We start from the raw sequence: 17,997 nt of genomic DNA on the forward strand, positions 1-17,997 counted from the left end.
AAATCCTCCTAAAATTGATTTACCATATCGAAAACCGGCAGTGCAATTGATATCACTATGAATCCAATTATTAATGCCATAATTATTATTAAAATTGGACCGAGAACTCCTAAAAACTTCTTGTTATAATTGTTTAGTTCTTCGTCATAAAATCCAGACATAATCTTAAAAACTTCTCTTAAGTTTGAAGATTCTTCTCCCACATGAATCATGGAAATTAAAATCTTTGGAAATACATTTATTTTTGCAGCGCTATTATAAAAAGATTCTCCAGATTTTATATCTCTTAAAATTTCTAAAAATTTGCTTTTTAGGACGACATTTTTTTCCATATTTGAATGAATTTCAAGACTTCTATCAATTGTGAGCCCTGCACCAAGAAGTAGCTCCATGTTAAATGTAAATTCTAAACTCTTTGTCATTCTATAATACTTTAGTTTCAAAAAAATTTTGTGAAAGGTTCTTTGATTTTTTCTATGATATATTAATGTAATCGCTATCAAAAATAATATAATTAAAATTATATAAATATAATTTTTATATAAAAAGTTTGAAAAACTTATTAAGACTCTAGTAGGAAGTGGCAGCAAATTGTCATTTGCACTAAAAATTTCCATAAAATTTGGTATTACATTTATAATCAAGAAGTTTATTACAAAACATGAAGTAATCAAAAGAATAATTGGATAAGCCAAGGCTTCTGTAATTTTTGAGTTTGTTTCTCTCTTTTTTATGTAATAATTTGACAAACTATTAAAAATTTTACCAAGACTTGACGTGTTTTCTCCAACATAGACCATGTTTGTAACAAGACTTGGAAAAGAATGTGTTTCTTCCATGGATTCAGATAGAGAAATCCCACTTCTGAGATTATCCCTTATGCTGCTTAATATTTTACTCTTATCTTCAGAAAATTCCCCGATTAAAATTTCAAAGGCATTTTCAATATTAATTCCTGAATTTATTAATAGGGCCAGTTGTCTAAATAAAATATAAAGATCTTCGTTTTTTAACTTTCTTTTAAAATTAAAGGAATTACTTGATTCAATGTTTTCTTCAATTTTTATTGGCCTAAGTCCTTCTCTTTTTAACTTTTCCTTAGCATCTTTAATACTTATTGCATCAATGTTTCCCTTGATCTTTTCACTGCCTCTAAAGGCCTTGTATTTATAAATCATAGTTCACCAACAGTATGTATGTGTTTAAAATACTCCTCAAAAGTTGTTTCGCCTTTTTTAATCAATTTTAAAATCTCACTTGATAAAGTATTCATACCCCTTTCAATTGCAAAATTTTTAATATTTTTTATACTTTCACGCCTACTTATCATGTCGCGAATTTCACTGTCTATAATCATAATTTCAAATACCGCCGTTCTTCCACTGTAACCTCCATTACATTTATCACAGCCCTTCGCTTTAAATACATATTCATTATCTATAATTGAATTTGTGTTTTTTATCTTTTCCCTACAATTAGGACATAATTTTCTTATAAGTTTTTGTGAAATTACGCCAATTAAACCAGCTGAAATTAAATAGGGTTCAATTCCCATATCAATAAGCCTTCCTATTGATGCTGGAGAGCTTTCAGTGTGAAGAGTAGATAAAACTAGGTGTCCAGTAATTGAGGATGAAATTGCAATATGAGCTGTATCTTCATTTCTAATTTCACCAATCATTATTTTATCAGGATCCATTCTTAATATAGCCTTCAATCCCTTTTCAAAGGAAAGCCCTGTATTTTGATTTACTTCAATTTGGTTTATGCCATCAATTTTATATTCGATGGGATCTTCAATTGTCATAATATTTATGTCTTCATCTTGGATTTTTCGCAAAAGTGTATAAAGTGTTGATGTCTTGCCCGAAGATGTTGGTCCGCAAATTAAAATCAGTCCAGAAGGCTGACTAATTAAGTTCATCACTTTTTCATAATTTTCACCGACAAGACCTATTCCCTCTGGTGTATAAGAAATTCTTTGAATGTCTAAAATTCTTAGAACTATTTTTTCACCAGTTCCTGTAGGCGTTGTGGCAACTCTAATATCTATTTTTTCATCATCAAAATTAAAGCTAAATCGACCATCTTGAGGAAGTCTCTTTTCTGAAATATCTAATTCTGAAAGGATTTTTATCCTTGTTACAAGATGAGGATAAATCTTTTTTGGTAGCTCAATTAATGTGTTTAATGCACCGTCAATTCTTATTCTAACAATTATATTTTCAAATCTAGACTCAATATGAATATCGCTGGCATTTCTTTCTATGCTTTCCCTTAAAATGTAGTTTAAAAGTCTAACTGCAGGAGAATCTTCTTTTTCGTCGATATTACTTACTGACAAATCTTCATAGTTTGAATTGATATCTTCTATTATAAAATCTCTCTTCTCATCTTTATATATTTTGTCTAATTCATTTAAAATCTTTTCTTTAGAACTTTCTTCTAAAATTACTTTTCTCTGTAATTTTTCTTGAAGATTGTATTTTAAAATTTCGTCAATATGTAAAGAGAAGAAGACAACTATGTCTCCTTCTTCTCTTGCAGGAACTACGAAATTCTTTCGGCAATAATTTTCGCTGAATATACTTTTAATATCAAAAGAAAAATTACTCACTTTCATCTCTCCTATAATCACAAGTATTATTGCTACACTTGATTATCTTTTTATCTCTAGATTCCATCTCTGTCAAAATACTATTGCATTTTGGGCATCTTTCGTTTATAGGTTTATTCCAAGATACAAATTCGCACTTAGGATATTGGTCACATCCGTAAAAAATTCTTCCCTTTTTACTTCTTTTAACTACAATTTCTCCCTTGCCACATTCTGGACATTTAACTCCAATTTTTTCTACAAGTGACTTAGTATTTCTGCATTCTGGAAAACCTGGGCAAGCCAAAAATTTTCCATATCTCCCCATCTTTATAACCATATTTCGTCCGCATTTTTCGCAAATCTCATCAGATACTTCATCTTCTATTTCAACTTTTTCTATATTTTCATAAGCTTTGTCTAAATCCTTTTTCAAGTCATCATAAAAGGATCTAACTAACTCTTTCCATTGTTTTTTCCCCGCAGCAATTTCGTCTAATTCAAATTCCATTTCAGCAGTAAATTTTTTATCTACTAAATTTTTGAAATTTTCAACTAAAATTTCATTTACTGTTTGTCCCAATTCTGTTGGTACAAATTTTTTCTCTTCAAGAACTACATAGTACCTACTTTGGAGAGTTGAAATAGTAGGTGAATAAGTTGAAGGTCTCCCTATTCCCAATGCTTCAAGTTCTTTTATTAATGATGCCTCATTGTATCTCGGAGGTGGGCTTGTAAAATGCTGTTCTTTGTTTATCTCTTTTAATTTTAAGATTTGTCCCTCTTCAAGTGATGGAAGTTCTGCGTTCTTTTCATTTGAATAGTTATAAACTCTTAAAAAACCATCAAAAGATAAAATTGAACCTGCAACTCTAAACAATTGAGATTTTGAAAGAATATCTACGGAAACAGTATCATAAATCGCATTTGACATTAGTGATGCTACAAACCTACTCCATATTAATGAATATAATTTAAATTCATCCTTTGATAGAGAATCCTTAATTGAATATGGTGTTTTTGTTACATCTGTAGGTCTAATACACTCGTGGGCATCTTGAACATTTTCATTTTTCTTTTTACTTGGTGCATGCTTTTTCCCTAAATATTCTTTTCCATAATTTTTTTCTATAAAATTAAGGCAAGCATTTTGTGCTTCAACAGAAATTCTCGTAGAGTCTGTTCTCATATAAGTTATAAGACCTACTGAACCTTCCTTTGGAAGTTTTATTCCTTCATAAAGTCTTTGAGCTACCATCATAGTTTTTTTCGTTGAGAAATTTATTCTCCTTGAGCTGTCTTGTTGCATAGTTGAAGTTGTGAAAGGATTTGGAGCCTTTCTTACTCTCTTTCCTTTTTTTACAGAATCAACAATAAAATTTTCCTCATCAATATTTTTAAGTACTCTATTTGCATCATCTTCTGACTTTAATTCGACTTTTTTAGCTTTTCCACTTTCTTTTATTCCATAATAATCCGCTAAAAGTTTTCTTCTTCCAACTCTCAAATCTGCTTGAATAGTCCAATACTCTTCAGGAATAAAATTATTTATCTCCTCTTCTCTGTCACATATTAGCTTTAAAACTGCAGATTGAACTCTGCCAGCAGAAAGACCAGCCTTTACTTTTTTCCACAATAATGGAGATATTTGATAACCTGCAAGCCTATCTAATTCACGTCTTGCCTGCTGAGCATCCACAAGATTCATGTCAATTGCTCTTGGATTCTTAATTTCTCTTTTTACTGTATCCTTAGTTATTTCGTTAAAGGTAACTCTATTCTTATCATCTGGATCCATTTCCAAAATATGTGAAAGGTGCCAAGAAATTGCTTCTCCCTCTCTATCGGGGTCGGTTGCAAGAATTATTTTATCAGCCTTTTTAGCTTCAGATTTAATTTCCTTAATAAGAGGCCCCTTGCCATATATGTTCATATACTGTGGTTCAAAATTTTTTTCTATATCAATACCTAGTTTTGATTTTGGTAAATCTCTAACATGACCAACTGATGCAATTACTTTGTAATTTGAGCCAAGCATCTTTTTTATTGTCTTCGCCTTAGTTGGCGACTCTACAATTACTAGATTTTTTGCCAAAATACCATCTCCCTCTTCCTAAAATCTATTTTAAAATTTGAAACTCATTCATAGAAATTTTTTCTATAATTCCTCTGAGTTCTAATTTTGTCAATATCTTGTTTATATAAAATACCTCATTCCTTAAATTATTGCAAATATCGTTAGTGTTATTTATTCCCCTTTGAATTAAATTATACACAGCTAGTTCTTCTGCATCCATTTCAATATTTTCTTCATAAACCTTGTTTTTATTTAGATTTGGATAATAATCTAAAATATCCTCTATCTCAACTAAAGGAATTGCACCGTCTCGAATTAACTTATTTGTTCCAACAGAATAAATTGAAGTAATATTTCCCGGAACTGCAAAAACTTCTTTTCCTTGTTCTGCAGCAAGTCTCGCAGTTATTAAGCTTCCGCTTTTATCCTTTGCCTCTACCACTACAACAGTTTTTGAAAGACCAGATATAATTCTATTTCTAATTGGAAATGTAAATTTATTCGCACTTGTTCCCAAGGCAAACTCGCTAATTATTGCACCTTTTTTTGAAATTTCTTCATATAGTTCCTTATTTGACTTTGGATAAATTACATCAATTCCCGTACCTAGAACTGCAATTGTATTTAAATTGTTTTTTAAAGCTCTTTTATGTGAAAGCGAATCAATCCCATAAGCCATCCCACTTACAATTGTAAAATCATAATTACTCATACTATCAATTATTTTATTTACAACCATATTTCCATAAGAAGAATGACTCCTTGCACCAACAAAGGCAATTGGATTATAAATCTTTAAATTTCCCTTTATATATAAAACTGAAGGTGGGTTCATTATATATCTAAGAGACTTAGGAAATTCATCATCTAAAATTGTGGTAATTTTAACTCCAATTAAGTCGATTTTCTCCTTAACTTCATCGACAACTAAATTAAAATCTTTGGCCTTTTCCTTTAATCTGTCGAAACTTCTCTTTGACAAAACCTTTTCCTTAAAATAATCAATGGTATCAAAATCTTCAATTGGAATATTCCTGTCTATTAAATAATTTAAAATCTTTAAAGAATTTTCACTTGAGAAATTTATCTCATTTAAAAAAATTAGTAGATCTCTTCTATTCATCTAATTACCCCAAAACTTTTTGTCCATAGTTCGATATTGTATGCTCTCCAAAACATGATCCTCTTTAATGTTTTCACATCCATCCATGTCAGAAATAGTCCTTGAAATTTTTAAAATTTTATTATAAGTCCTTGCACTCATGCCATACTTTTTAAAAGCAAGTTCCATAATCTTTTCTGAAGTGCTATCTAATGCACAGTATTTTTTTAATTTATCCTCAGGAATTTCTGAATTATATTTGAAAGATTCCTCTCTAAATCTATCTTTTTGAATTTCTCTAACATGTTTTACCCTTTCTCTTACAACTTCAGAGCTTTCGCCAGATCTTTCAGAAGAAATTTCTTTATATTCAACTTCAGGAACCTCTAAATGAATATCAATTCTATCAAGCAAAGGATGAGAAATTTTTGAAAGATATCTTTGAATTTCATAAGGCGAACAATTACACTCATGAGTTTTAGAATTGTGATAACCACATGGACAAGGATTTAATGCCACAACTAGTTGAAAATCTGCTGGATATCTAACGCTGGCATTTGCACGAGATATTATTATATCCTTAGATTCCATTGGTTGACGCAAAACTTCTAAAACCGATTTTGAAAATTCTGGCAACTCATCTAAAAACAATACTCCCTTATTTGCAAGGGAAATTTCTCCCGGCTTTGGAATTTTACCTCCGCCAATTAATGAAACTGCGGATGCTGTGTGATGTGGCGCTCTAAAAGGTGGCTTAGTTATAAGTGCATTGTCGTCTAAAAGCCCTGAGATTGAATAAATTTTTGTTACTTCTATTGCTTCTTCAAAATCAAGTTCTGGCAAAATAGTTGGAAATCTCTTTGCTGCCATTGTTTTTCCCGATCCAGGTGAACCTAAAATTAAAATATTGGATTTTGCACAAGCAGAAATTTCAAGCGCTCTCTTTAGACTTTCCTGTCCCTTTATGTCAGAAAAATCCACTGTATAAGAAACCTTCTCCCTAGTAAAATTTCCGACACATCTTTCAATTTTAATTTCTCCCCTTAAAAAAGAAATTACTTCTTCTAAAGTTTTTACTGGATAGATTTCAACATCGCTAACTATTACACATTCTTTTCTATTTTCATAAGGCACGATAAATTTTCTGTAGCCCTTTTCTCGCATGGAAATTACCATGGGAAGTGCTCCCTGAATTTTATTTACCTTGCCATCCAGTGCAAGTTCACCCATATATATGTAAGGACTATAGTCGAGTTCTAAACTTTCATCGCAACTTAAAAGGCTTACCGCAATTGCAAGGTCAAGTTGTGTCCCGTCTTTTCTCAAATTAGCAGGAGCTAAATTTATTGTAATTCTCTTTTTTGGAAAGTCGTAACCAGAATTTTTTATTGCCGATTTTACTCTCTCTGTGGATTCTTTTACTGCAGTCTCAGCAAGTCCTACTAGTATAATTTTTGGCATCCCATTTGAAAGATCAACTTCAACATCAACTGGATAGCCATTGAGTCCAGTTAATGTACAAGTTTTTGTGCAAGAATACATATTTCCTCCTATTTTATCTATTAATTAATTATATTCTACCATGTTTATGAAAATATTTTCATAATATTTTCATTTTTATTAATTATTTACCTTTTATTATTGGTTAAAGATTATGTGTTTTAAATTGACTTCTAATTAATTATTTATTATTATTATTATTAAATAAAGGGGTTATATTTAGATAAAATGAAAAAGTATTATCACGATTTTAAAGTAATATTATTTGCCTTTTTATTGGCACTATTTCTCAGATTCTTTGTATTTAATGTAGTAATAGTAAATCAAACATCTATGTATCCAACTCTTCATCCAAAAGATGTAATATTATCTAGTTCTTTTTATAAATTTAAAAAAGAATACAAAAGAGGTGATATTATAGTTTTTAAATCTAAAGATGAAAATAAGCTACTTGTCAAAAGAATTATTGGGCTTCCAAAGGATAAAATAGAAATAATTGATGGCTCTGTTTATGTAAATGGAAATCGATTAAATGAATATTATTTAGTAGACGGTTCATATACATACTCAGATAAAGAAATTTTTTCACTTAGTGAAGACGAATTATTTGTCATCGGGGATAATAGAACTTTAAATGGATCCTATGATTCGAGAAATTTTGGGCCTATAAAGACAGATACTGTAGTTTCTAAGCCTTTTTTTAGAATTTTTCCACTTAATTCTAAAAAATTTATTAATGGAGATTAATATGATGTAGTCAAAAATTTTATCACTTACTAATATCTGTTTTGTAATTATTAACATTTTACACAAAGTTATTTAATATAATTTTTATTTATTGTTTACTTCAATTTTATAATTTATTAATCAAAAAAGATAATGCTAATTCAAATATTCAATAAAAAAGTGATGAGCAGAATAGAATATCTATTGTGCAGCATCACTTTTTTATTATTATATTACAAAATTCCCATCCTTAAAAATTTGTACTTTTTCTCCATTTTCTTTTACGCCAACTATTTCTGTCGTTTCGTCGCCAACCATAAAATCCACATGAGTTAATGAATCATTCATGCCTCTTTCTTTTAATTCTTCAATTGTAAGTTTTTCTCCATTTTCTATACAACTTGGATATGATTTGCCAAGGGCAAAATGGCAAGATGCATTTTCATCATAAAGTGTGTTGTAAAACAAAACTTTTCTCATGGAAATTGGTGTATTATGTGAAACTAGAGCAACTTCTCCAAGTCTTTTTGAACCTTGGTCTGTTTCAATTATATTTTTTAAATATTCTCTTCCACTTTTAGCATCGTAATCAATTACTTCTCCGTCTTTAAAAACTAAATAAAAGTCTTCAATTAAATTTCCATTGTAATTAAGTGGCATTGTTGAATAAACTTTTCCATTTACTCCATCAAGTCTTGGTGCAGAAAAAACTTCTTCGCTTGGCATATTTGCAATAAATTCTTCGCCATCGCTATTTACATCTCCAGCTCCTGCGAAAATATATCCCTTAGGAAGACAAACTTCAAGGTCAGTTCCCTTTTCTGATTTGTAAATAAGTTTTTCAAATTTATTTTCATTTAAAAATGCACTATATTTATTTAAATTATTTACATGTTCTTCAAGAGCTTTTTCTGGATCTTCTTCAAAAAGTCTTACAGAATTAAAAATCTCATACCATAATTTTTTTACAGCTTCATCCTCACTTAAGTCAGGAAAAACTTTTGTAGCCCATGATGGAATACTTGCTCCAACAACTATCCATGACACATAATTTGCCATCATCTTAGCTGAAAAGTCCTTTAATGCCTTTGAATTTGCAAGATTTGCTTTGAATAGTTTTTCGGAGTCAATTCCCTTAAATACATCGGGGTCAGATCCAGTTATAGAAAGATATTTTGCCTTTTTCTCCATGTAATAATTTTCTTTATCTACTTTGTGCTTTGGTATATCCGTTAAAACTTCCACGCTTTCATTTTCGTATTTTAACTTAGAAATTATTGGATCTCTATAATCCATTACAACTTCAATTGCTCCAAGTTCGTAGGCCTTTTTTGTACAAGTAATAGCAAAATCTCTAGCTTCTATTGGACATCTCACTACAAGTCTATCGCCCTTTTTGATTTTTAGTCCAATCTTTAGAATTAATTCTGCATAGATTTCTATATAGTCATTGACAACAAAATTTTTATAATTCATATTATCTTCCTTTCAATTATATATAATGTTTATTATCTAGAAAAATAATACAACAAAATATTTTTATTTGCAAAAAAATACTATTGGACTTGCCAATAGTATTAATAGTATTTAAATTATTTGCTATATTTTTTTGCCAAGAAGTCCTTTGCAACTTGTGGAAATAATGCATAAGTTAAAACATCTTCTTCGCATTTTGCAAGATCTCCTACTTCAGTTTTGTATTTATCAAGAGCTGGCTCTAAGTGATTTGCAGGTCTATCTGTAATTACTTCAGCATCGCCTATTATAGATTTTCTAAAAGTTTCGTCCACTTCAACTGGAGTTTTTCCATAAAGTCCCTTTAAATAATCCTTGATTTCATTTGGAACCATCTTGTATCTCTTTCCAGTCATAACATTAAAAGATGCCTGAGTTCCTACCATTTGACTCATTGGAGTAACTAGTGGCGGATAACCCATGTCTCTTCTAACATTTGGCACTTCTGCAAGAACCTTGTCAAATAAATGCTCTTGCTTTGCAGCTGAAAGTTGAGAGTTTAAATTTGAAAGCATACCACCAGGCACTTGATAGATAAGTCCCTTTGGATCAACTGTAAGCATTTTTACTCTCAAAGTTCCATTGTTCAAATACTTGTTTTTAACTTCTTGAAAATAAGGTGCAAGCTCATTTAAAACATCTAAGTTTAGATCGACCTTATATCCTGCTTCCTTTAAAATTATTGCAAGAGTTTCTGTTGGAGGCTGACTTGTTCCACCAGAGAATGGTGAAATGGCAGTGTCTAAAATATCTGCACCTTCTTCAACACCCTTAAGATAGGTCATAGAACCGCATCCAGTAGTTTCGTGAGTGTGGAGTTCTATTGGAATATCAATTACTTTTCTAAGTGACTTAACTAAATCTCTTGATATTGGCGGAGTCAATATTCCCGCCATATCTTTGATTGCTATTGAATCTGCACCCATTTCTTGAACATTTTTAGCAAGATTTGTAAAATATTCTATTGTGTGAATTTTTGATGTAGTATAACAAATCGCAACCTGTGCTTCTGCACCAGCTTTTTTAGCAGCTTTAAGTGAAGTTTCAATATTTCTAAGGTCATTTAATGCGTCAAAAATTCTTATTATATCTACTCCATTTTTAACAGAAAGTTCAACGAATTTTTCTACAACATCATCGGGGTAATTTTTATACCCCAAAAGATTTTGACCTCTTAGAAGCATTTGAGTCTTTGTGTTTTTTAAATGAGATTTTATGTTTCTAATTCTTTCCCATGGATCTTCATCTAAATATCTAATACATGAGTCAAAAGTCGCTCCTCCCCAACATTCTAAAGCCTTGTATCCAACTTTGTCAAGCTTATCAAGTGCAGGTTCCATATCCTTATAAGTCATTCTCGTTGCCATTAGTGATTGATGGGCATCTCGAAGGACAGTGTCAACAAATTCAATTTTTTTCATAAATCCTCCTAACAATTAATCGAAAGATATCTCTTATTTATATTTTTAGTATAACATAATTTATTTAAAATTTTCATTAAATAAATGCTTTCTTAACAAATAATCTTTGTTAGCTTATAAAATTTTCTAATTTCAATTTTTTTCTTTACAAAAACCTCTATTTCTAGTATAATGCTATCGGCTTATAAATTATCGCGGCGAAAATTTATAGGAGTTTGATTAAAATGGCAAAAATGATGGATCCAAAGTTCAAGCAATCAAGAAGACTTGGACTAAATGTATGTGGTCACCCAAAAGCAATGAAAAGAGCTACAAAGGGTACTGCAAGAAGTGATAAAAAACTTACTGAATATGGTAAGCAACTTTTAGAAAAACAAAGACTTAGAGCATACTACGGGGTGCTTGAAAGACAATTTGTTAATCTATTCAAAGAAGCTCAAAGAACTCAAGGCCAAACTGGTCCTAACTTAGTAACATTCCTTGAAAGAAGACTTGATAATTTATGTTACAGAATGGGCTTTGCATCTTCAATTAGACAAGCAAGACAAATGGTTACTCATGGTCACTTAACTGTAAATGGAAAGAAAGTAAATATTCCTTCCTACAGATGTGAAGCATCTGATGTAATTGCATTATCTGCTAAGGGAAGAAAAGTTGATTTATTTAAAGAAAACTACAACACTAACATAGTTGTAAATTATCCTTACATTTCTAAAGATGAAGACTTTAAAGCAACTTTAGTTTCTCTACCTAATAGAGAAGATATTCCAATAGAAATTGAAGACCAATTAATCGTTGAATTTTATTCAAAGAATATGTAATTACAACGGAAAAGGACCCAGCGCGGTCTTTTTTTATTGTAAACTTTCCTTATTAAAAAGCTTAAATATATAAATAAAAAACTGGGCGTGCTGCTCAGTTTTTTTATAAAAATCATGACAAGGCCATGCAAGTTTTATTTTATAAATTGACTAAAGAATATAATGACAATAACAATTGGTGAAATATATTTTATACTTACATTCATCCACATTCTGACAAAGGGACTTTTTATATTTGCCGCTTCAATTAAATTTTCCATTTTCCATGCTCTTGCAGAGAAAAGTGCGATTAAAAGACAGCCAATTACTAAAATATAATTACTTTCCACATTGTCTATGAATGCAAAGGCTGGATCATAGAAAATAGATAATGCTGCAATTCCAATTATAATAACACTTGCAAGGATTAATGCTTTAATTCTATCTAATTTAAATCTCTCCATAAATTGTCCAACAATTGCTTCTAATACGCCAACAGATGAAGTGAAAGCTGCAATGTAAAATCCGAAGTAAAATAAAATTGAAAGTACTCTTCCAAAGGGCACTACATTAAAGGCAAGTGGAAGGGTTAAAAATGTAAGTCCAACTCCTTCTCCCGGTGTAAGTCCAGTTGCAAATACAATTGGAAGAATCATAAGTCCAGATAAAATTCCTGCAAATACAAGTGCAAGACATATTACTGATGAATCCTTAAAAATATTTTCGTCCTTTTCTTTAATATAAGAACCAAAAACCATGGAACCCAACATTGCAAGACCAAGTGCAAAAAACGCCTGACCTAGACATACAATAACTGAATTCATTGAGAATTTAGAAAAATCTGGTTTAAATAAAAACTTAACGCCATCAATTGCACCAGGAAGTCTTAATCCAAAGATTATTATTACAACCATAATTACAAATAAAATTGGAATTAAAATTTTTGAAACTCTTTCAATTCCCTTTTGAACTCCCAAAATAATTACTGCGTCATTTAATAGGAAGTTAATTAAGAAAAACAAAAATACTATTGGTTTATTTGCATTAAAAGTATCAAAATAATTTTGTATACCTTCGCTTGTAAGTCCAACGAAATCTCCACTTATAGCTCCAGCAATATATTTTATAATCCATGCATAAATAACTGAAGTATATCCCACTATAATTAATGCTGCAAGTGTGTGAAGATATCCTGACAAGTACCATTTAGTATTTGGTTTAAGAGTCTTATAGGCATCTATAGCTGCGTTTCCCGTCGCATAACCTATTGTAACCTCACAAGTCATAAGAGGAATTCCTATTACTAAAATAATTAGAATATATAAAAATATAAAAATTGCTCCACCATTTTCGCCAACTACATAGGGAAATCTCCAAAGAGTTCCTATTCCTAAGGCAAGGCCAATGGCAACCATAATAAATCCAAGGATCGATGAAAATCCTTCATTTTGCTTTGACATACGCTCCTCCTTTTTTGTACACTAGAATAGTATCACAAAATTAATATTTTTTAAATAGATAAAAGCGTTAAAGTATTGTTCCCTTATTTTCTAATAAATTTAATAAATTGTTTTAATAAAATTTAATTTTTTATAATTAAGGGTATAATCTTTTTAGGTGATATTATGAAAAAAGACATTGAATATGTAAAACTCGTTACTTCTACCAATAAACTTTTATTTGATGAAATTTGTGCTTTCTTAGAAGACAATTCAATTCCCTATTTCGTAAAAGACGAGGGCGATTATATGAGGCTAATTTCTGGATTTTCGCTTTATGAAAAGGGAATATATGTTTCAGAGAATGATTTTGATACTGCAAACGAACTCTTGATTTACTTTATGAATGATAATGACGACAATGACGATTTGATCTTTGACTAATTTATTTATTAATTACAAAACAATAAAAACTTATATGAAAATGTATGATTTTGTGAAATAATTTGTGTACAATACATCTTTTTCCTTTGCTAAATCTCTAATTGTTTTTCCATTCATATGTTTTTCCTTAGACATCTCCTCCTTTTCATTCCAGTTTATTTTTTGAAAATAAAAAGGAGGACTATTGCACTTTGCATGATTAGTCCTCTAAAATGAAAGAAACTCTTTCTAATATTAATTAGACTTTATTTCCAAGCTTCCATGATTCAGCCTTAGATTTTGCATTAATTAAATTTGAATAGAGTCCATTGTTTTTAATGAGTTCATCGTGATTTCCTCTTTCAACAATTTCTCCATCTTTTAAAACTAAAATTTGATCTGCATTTCTTATGGTCTTTAGTCTATGGGCAATCATGATAATCGTTTTATTTTTTGTCAAGGACTCTATGGCTTCTTTTAGTTTATCTTCATTTTCTGGGTCTATATTTGCAGTTGCTTCATCAAAAATAATTATGTCTGCGTCCTTTAGCATAGCTCTTGCTATAGAGATCCTTTGCTTTTCTCCTCCTGAAAGGCTTGCTCCTCCCTCTCCGATTAAAGTGTTATATCCTTCCGGAAGACCAACTATAAATTCATGACATCTTGCCTTTTTCGCAGCTTCAACAACTTCCTCATGACTTGCATCTTGTTTGCCAAATTTTATATTATTTTCTATGGTGTCTTCAAAGAGATAAACATCTTGGAAAACCATAGAGATATTATCCATTAAATTTTCAATAGTATAGTCTTTAATGTTTTTGCCACCGATTAAAATTTTGCCAGAGTTTACATCCCAAAATCTAGCTATTAAATTACAGAAAGTTGTCTTTCCTGATCCACTTGGGCCAACTATTGCCGTCATTGTATTTTTTTCTATATTGCAATTTATGTTTTTTAGAATAGGTCTATCGTTATAGGAAAAAGATACATTATTAAAAACTATGTCATGATTTTTTATAGTTTCAATAATTTCACCTTCTGCCATATCTTCTATAGCTTTTGTATATTCGTAGGAATCAACAGCATTTTCTACCAGCCTTAACATGGCAAGCGCAGAGCCAGATGCAATAAGTCCATCAAATATAACAAAACTTGCAACAAATATCATAATTGTATTAACTAATTGACTTTGTCCATTATAGTATGTCTTTACAGATACAAATAACATAGTGCAAATTGTGATTGCTATTATGATTTTAGCTAATAAAGTATAAGGTACTACTGTTTTCTCTAAAGCAAAAGATGACTTGCTTGCATCATCAAAGCTTTTCTCAAGTTTCTTATTATTACTTCCTCCAAGATTATAGGCTTTTATAATCTGCATTCCCTGCAATGTTGATAGGACATCTTTTGTTAATGATACTTGGATTTTATGAATTTTATCTGCATTTTCTCTCGACTTTTTTTGCATAAGAGATATAATTAACAAAAATACAACGGAGCCAATTATCGCTACAAGACCAACCTTATAGGAAAAGAAAAATAAGGACAATATAAAAACAATAGCATTTAACATACCACCAAAAACCATAATAAATAAACTAGGAACCCAAGTTTCAACATTGTCTAAATTTGTAGTTGCAATTGTTGTTAAATTTCCCAAACTTAAATTTGAAAAAAATCCCATAGGAACCCTTTTTATTTTTTCTCCAAGTTCAATCCTCTTATCAGCAGCCATAAAATATCCAGCATGCGTTTGTTTTAGCATGGATGAATTTTTTGAAATAATAAGTCCTAGAACACTGATTATTAAAAATAAGCTTGATACTCCTATAGTTTTTAAACTTATATCTTTGTTCACTACTCCTAAAATTGCATGGTAAATTGCAGCAAATTGAAAGGCATTAAATATAGCCCCTAAAAAGTTATCAAGAATTGATTTTTTTATATATACTTGCTCGCCTATAGAAAAATTCCATATCTTTTTAAAAACACTAATCATTTTTTTCTCCTTTCAAAGCAGTTTCCCATAGATTGTGATAGTCTTCTGATGATTGCAAGAGCTCATCATGGCTGCCCTGGTCTGCAAGGTATCCATTTTTAATTACAAATATCTTATCTACATTAGTTATCGTATTTAAACGATGTGCTATTATAATTAAAGTCTTTCCTCTTACTAATTCTGATATAGCATCTTGAATTAAAGCCTCATTTTCAGGATCAATATAAGAAGTTGCTTCATCTAAAATTATGATTGGTGCATTCTTTATCATTGCACGAGCAATAGATATTCTTTGTCTTTCTCCTCCAGATAAGAGGCTGCCAGCTTCACCAACTCTTGTTTCATATCCCTCTGATAAATTCATTATAAAATCATGGCAGGCTGATTTTTTACATACCTCAATTATTTCCTTATCACTTGCACTTCTATTTCCTATCCTAATATTTTCCATGATTGACATATCAAAAAGAAAGTTATCTTGTGATACATAGGAAATTATATTAGATAGTTTTTCAAGAGACATACTTTTAATATCTACATTCCCTATACTTATAGAACCATTATCTACATCCCAAAATCCTGCTATTAGTTTTGCAATAGTTGACTTCCCAGAACCAGATTCGCCAACTAAGGCATTTGAACTGCCTTCTTTTATATTAATATTTAAGTTATTTATCACCTGTATATCTTTCTCATAAGAAAAATCTACATTTTTTAGCTCTATATTGTAATTTTTTATTTCAGAATTATCATCTTTATGATACAATTCTCTCGAATTAAGTATGTTTTTAATTTCTCCAAAAATTGTTGATATCCTTCCAATATCATCTTCAAATGTCATCACTCGCATTATATTTTGTATAGTGCCAAAAGAAAGTATTATCAATGTTAAAAACACTCCACCATCTAAGCTTCCTTTCATACAAAAATATAGTCCAAATGGTATGATAGTCAAAATGCCAACTGGTGCTATGGACATACTTATCGCATAATCCCTTGTGTTTTCTCCCATCCAATTGTAATAATAATTTGCCTTTTTATATACATTCTCACTGTATTTTTTATAGGATTTTTCTCCTTGATTGAATGTTTTAATAACCTCAATCCCATTGATATACTCAACTATAGAATTATTCATATCTTGACCAATTTTAACTGCTTGTGGAAATTTTACTTTCATCCTTTTCATAGGTCCACTCATAAAAATTCCACCAATAAATAATGGAATTAAAGATATTAGACTTAGTCTATAATCTAAAACCAACATATAAATAAACAATATTAAAGGTCCAACTAAATTTGCTGTCATCTCAGGTATAATATGAGCTAAAGTTGTTTCAGTATTATCAACTTGATTTACTATTATGTCCTTTAATTTGCCAGTAGACTCATTTAATATATCTCCTAGAGGCATTTTAAATAATTTTTCCATAAGATTTTTTCTTATATCTCTTATTATTTGATAAGCTATTTTGTGGGAAATCGCTGTTGATAAAGACATAAATATTTCTTTTACTAAAAGGCAAGAAAAGATTAAAAATATCTTTTGCATATAATAATTATAATCTTGATTCCCATCAATCAAAGATACAATCACCTTACTTAGGATAATATATACAAAAAGATTTGATATTACCCCAAGTATTGCAAACAACACAGATATAAAATATTGTATTTTATTCTCCTTTATATACTTATTTATTAAATCCATTTATTTAGCTCCTTCCTTTGAATTCAACACCTTTGCGAAATAGGTATCTATCATTTCCATGATATATTTCTTATTCTCTATAAAATTAGCACGAGCTCCCAAAACCTCACAAGCCATCAAGCCGGAATTTATAATATTAATCATAAACTCAAAGGTTTCATCAGATGGTATATCAATAGACAAGCTAGAAAACAATTCTTTAAATACTTGAATGGACTCTTTTTTTAGCTTCATATATAAGTTTTTCAAATCTTCATTTTCCTTCAACTCGCATAAAAACATAACATAAATTTTTGCATAATCGCTCTCTGCAAGCATCTTATCCACGATAATTCTAGAAAAAAAATTTGGACTTAGCCTTAAATTTTCATCATTGATTGATTTTTGAATAATATTTCTTCTATATAAATTTCCATCCATCATGAGATCATATAAAATTTCATAAGTTGAGCCATAATGATGATAAAGACCTCCTCTTGAAAGTCCTGTTTCTTCCATAATGTCATTCATAACAGTATTTCTAAATCCCTTATTTAAAAACACTTTTATAGCTGCTTGTCGAATTTGTTTTTTTCTTTCGTCAGCAATCATTTTTTTAGCCATAAACATCCTCCTATACCGACACCGGTGTCGTTATTATAATATCATTATTGATATTTATTTTCAATACATATTTGATTATAAA

14 protein-coding genes are annotated in these 17,997 nt (G+C 30.1%); 3 read left to right on the forward strand and 11 right to left on the reverse strand.

Translation table 11 applies throughout. The features are described from left to right. Window positions 1-8 precede the first annotated feature (8 nt). From BIV18_RS01375 to BIV18_RS01395, 5 genes are read right to left on the reverse strand one after another with little or no spacing between them, the layout of a single operon-like run. Entirely contained in the window at window positions 9-1,178 is a 1,170-nt protein-coding gene (locus BIV18_RS01375) for a type II secretion system F family protein (protein WP_075658948.1), read from the reverse strand. Continuing rightward, a complete protein-coding gene (locus BIV18_RS01380; RefSeq protein ID WP_075660355.1) occupies window positions 1,175-2,617 on the reverse strand; it encodes a GspE/PulE family protein in 1,443 nt (480 codons plus the stop codon). Before BIV18_RS01380 ends, BIV18_RS01375 begins: the two co-directional genes overlap by 4 nt. Then, the gene (topA, locus tag BIV18_RS01385; protein WP_075658949.1) at window positions 2,610-4,691 is read right to left on the reverse strand and encodes a type I DNA topoisomerase; all 2,082 of its coding nucleotides are present in this window, start codon (window positions 4,689-4,691) and stop codon (window positions 2,610-2,612) included. The genes BIV18_RS01380 and topA overlap by 8 nt, the downstream gene beginning before the upstream one ends. Window positions 4,692-4,716: 25 nt before the next feature. Further along, window positions 4,717-5,796: a DNA-processing protein DprA gene (gene dprA / locus BIV18_RS01390; RefSeq protein WP_075658950.1), complete on the reverse strand. Its 1,080-nt coding sequence runs from the start codon at window positions 5,794-5,796 to the stop codon at window positions 4,717-4,719. Then, the gene (locus BIV18_RS01395; RefSeq protein WP_075658951.1) at window positions 5,797-7,317 is read right to left on the reverse strand and encodes a YifB family Mg chelatase-like AAA ATPase; all 1,521 of its coding nucleotides are present in this window, start codon (window positions 7,315-7,317) and stop codon (window positions 5,797-5,799) included. A gap of 186 nt (window positions 7,318-7,503) precedes the next feature. Between BIV18_RS01395 and lepB the strand changes: the two genes are divergently transcribed. Next, the gene (gene lepB / locus BIV18_RS01400) at window positions 7,504-8,022 is read left to right on the forward strand and encodes a signal peptidase I (protein WP_075658952.1); all 519 of its coding nucleotides are present in this window, start codon (window positions 7,504-7,506) and stop codon (window positions 8,020-8,022) included. A gap of 207 nt (window positions 8,023-8,229) precedes the next feature. Here lepB and BIV18_RS01405 read toward each other — a convergent pair whose 3' ends face one another. Then, a complete protein-coding gene (locus BIV18_RS01405) occupies window positions 8,230-9,477 on the reverse strand; it encodes an aminopeptidase (RefSeq protein WP_075658953.1) in 1,248 nt (415 codons plus the stop codon). A 116-nt stretch (window positions 9,478-9,593) separates the two neighbouring features. Then, window positions 9,594-10,937 (reverse strand): oxaloacetate decarboxylase subunit alpha, encoded by a 1,344-nt coding sequence (locus BIV18_RS01410; protein WP_075658954.1) that lies wholly within the window; start codon window positions 10,935-10,937, stop codon window positions 9,594-9,596. A 224-nt stretch (window positions 10,938-11,161) separates the two neighbouring features. Here BIV18_RS01410 and rpsD point away from each other — a divergent pair, with 224 nt between their 5' ends. Continuing rightward, entirely contained in the window at window positions 11,162-11,758 is a 597-nt protein-coding gene (gene rpsD / locus BIV18_RS01415; RefSeq protein ID WP_075658955.1) for a 30S ribosomal protein S4, read from the forward strand. Window positions 11,759-11,892: 134 nt separating this feature from the next. On the opposite strand, the gene BIV18_RS01420 is transcribed toward rpsD, so the two are convergent. Then, a complete protein-coding gene (locus BIV18_RS01420; protein ID WP_075658956.1) occupies window positions 11,893-13,197 on the reverse strand; it encodes a sodium-dependent transporter in 1,305 nt (434 codons plus the stop codon). Between the two features lie 165 nt (window positions 13,198-13,362). On the opposite strand from BIV18_RS01420, the gene BIV18_RS01425 reads away from it, so the two are divergent. After that, entirely contained in the window at window positions 13,363-13,620 is a 258-nt protein-coding gene (locus BIV18_RS01425; RefSeq protein ID WP_075658957.1) for a putative signal transducing protein, read from the forward strand. Window positions 13,621-13,858: 238 nt separating this feature from the next. Here the strand turns inward: BIV18_RS01425 and BIV18_RS01430 are convergent, their stop codons facing one another. From BIV18_RS01430 to BIV18_RS01440, 3 genes are read right to left on the reverse strand one after another with little or no spacing between them, the layout of a single operon-like run. Then, window positions 13,859-15,601, reverse strand: a complete 1,743-nt coding sequence (locus tag BIV18_RS01430; RefSeq protein ID WP_075658958.1) for an ABC transporter ATP-binding protein — start codon at window positions 15,599-15,601, stop codon at window positions 13,859-13,861. After that, window positions 15,594-17,312: an ABC transporter ATP-binding protein gene (locus BIV18_RS01435; protein ID WP_075658959.1), complete on the reverse strand. Its 1,719-nt coding sequence runs from the start codon at window positions 17,310-17,312 to the stop codon at window positions 15,594-15,596. The genes BIV18_RS01430 and BIV18_RS01435 overlap by 8 nt, the downstream gene beginning before the upstream one ends. Further along, window positions 17,313-17,915 carry a TetR/AcrR family transcriptional regulator gene (locus BIV18_RS01440; RefSeq protein ID WP_144015191.1) on the reverse strand — a complete coding sequence of 201 codons (603 nt, stop codon included), beginning with the start codon at window positions 17,913-17,915 and terminating at the stop codon, window positions 17,313-17,315. Window positions 17,916-17,997 lie beyond the last annotated feature (82 nt).

Origin of the sequence: Peptoniphilus grossensis, from assembly GCF_001940285.1 — a bacterium.
GTDB lineage: Bacteria > Bacillota > Clostridia > Tissierellales > Peptoniphilaceae > Peptoniphilus_A > Peptoniphilus_A faecalis.

Bases quoted from the DNA above. Each gene is read 5' to 3' on its own strand.
- BIV18_RS01420 (WP_075658956.1), bottom strand. From the start codon at position 13,197: ATGTCAAAGCAAAATGAAGGATTTTCATCGATCCTTGGATTTATTATG.
- BIV18_RS01430 (WP_075658958.1), bottom strand. From the start codon at position 15,601: ATGATTAGTGTTTTTAAAAAGATATGGAATTTTTCTATAGGCGAGCAA.
- dprA (WP_075658950.1), bottom strand. From the start codon at position 5,796: ATGAATAGAAGAGATCTACTAATTTTTTTAAATGAGATAAATTTCTCA.
- BIV18_RS01425 (WP_075658957.1), top strand. From the start codon at position 13,363: ATGAAAAAAGACATTGAATATGTAAAACTCGTTACTTCTACCAATAAA.
- rpsD (WP_075658955.1), top strand. From the start codon at position 11,162: ATGGCAAAAATGATGGATCCAAAGTTCAAGCAATCAAGAAGACTTGGA.
- BIV18_RS01410 (WP_075658954.1), bottom strand. From the start codon at position 10,937: ATGAAAAAAATTGAATTTGTTGACACTGTCCTTCGAGATGCCCATCAA.
- BIV18_RS01405 (WP_075658953.1), bottom strand. From the start codon at position 9,477: ATGAATTATAAAAATTTTGTTGTCAATGACTATATAGAAATCTATGCA.
- lepB (WP_075658952.1), top strand. From the start codon at position 7,504: ATGAAAAAGTATTATCACGATTTTAAAGTAATATTATTTGCCTTTTTA.
- BIV18_RS01375 (WP_075658948.1), bottom strand. From the start codon at position 1,178: ATGATTTATAAATACAAGGCCTTTAGAGGCAGTGAAAAGATCAAGGGA.
- BIV18_RS01435 (WP_075658959.1), bottom strand. From the start codon at position 17,312: ATGGATTTAATAAATAAGTATATAAAGGAGAATAAAATACAATATTTT.
- BIV18_RS01395 (WP_075658951.1), bottom strand. From the start codon at position 7,317: ATGTATTCTTGCACAAAAACTTGTACATTAACTGGACTCAATGGCTAT.
- BIV18_RS01440 (WP_144015191.1), bottom strand. From the start codon at position 17,915: ATGGCTAAAAAAATGATTGCTGACGAAAGAAAAAAACAAATTCGACAA.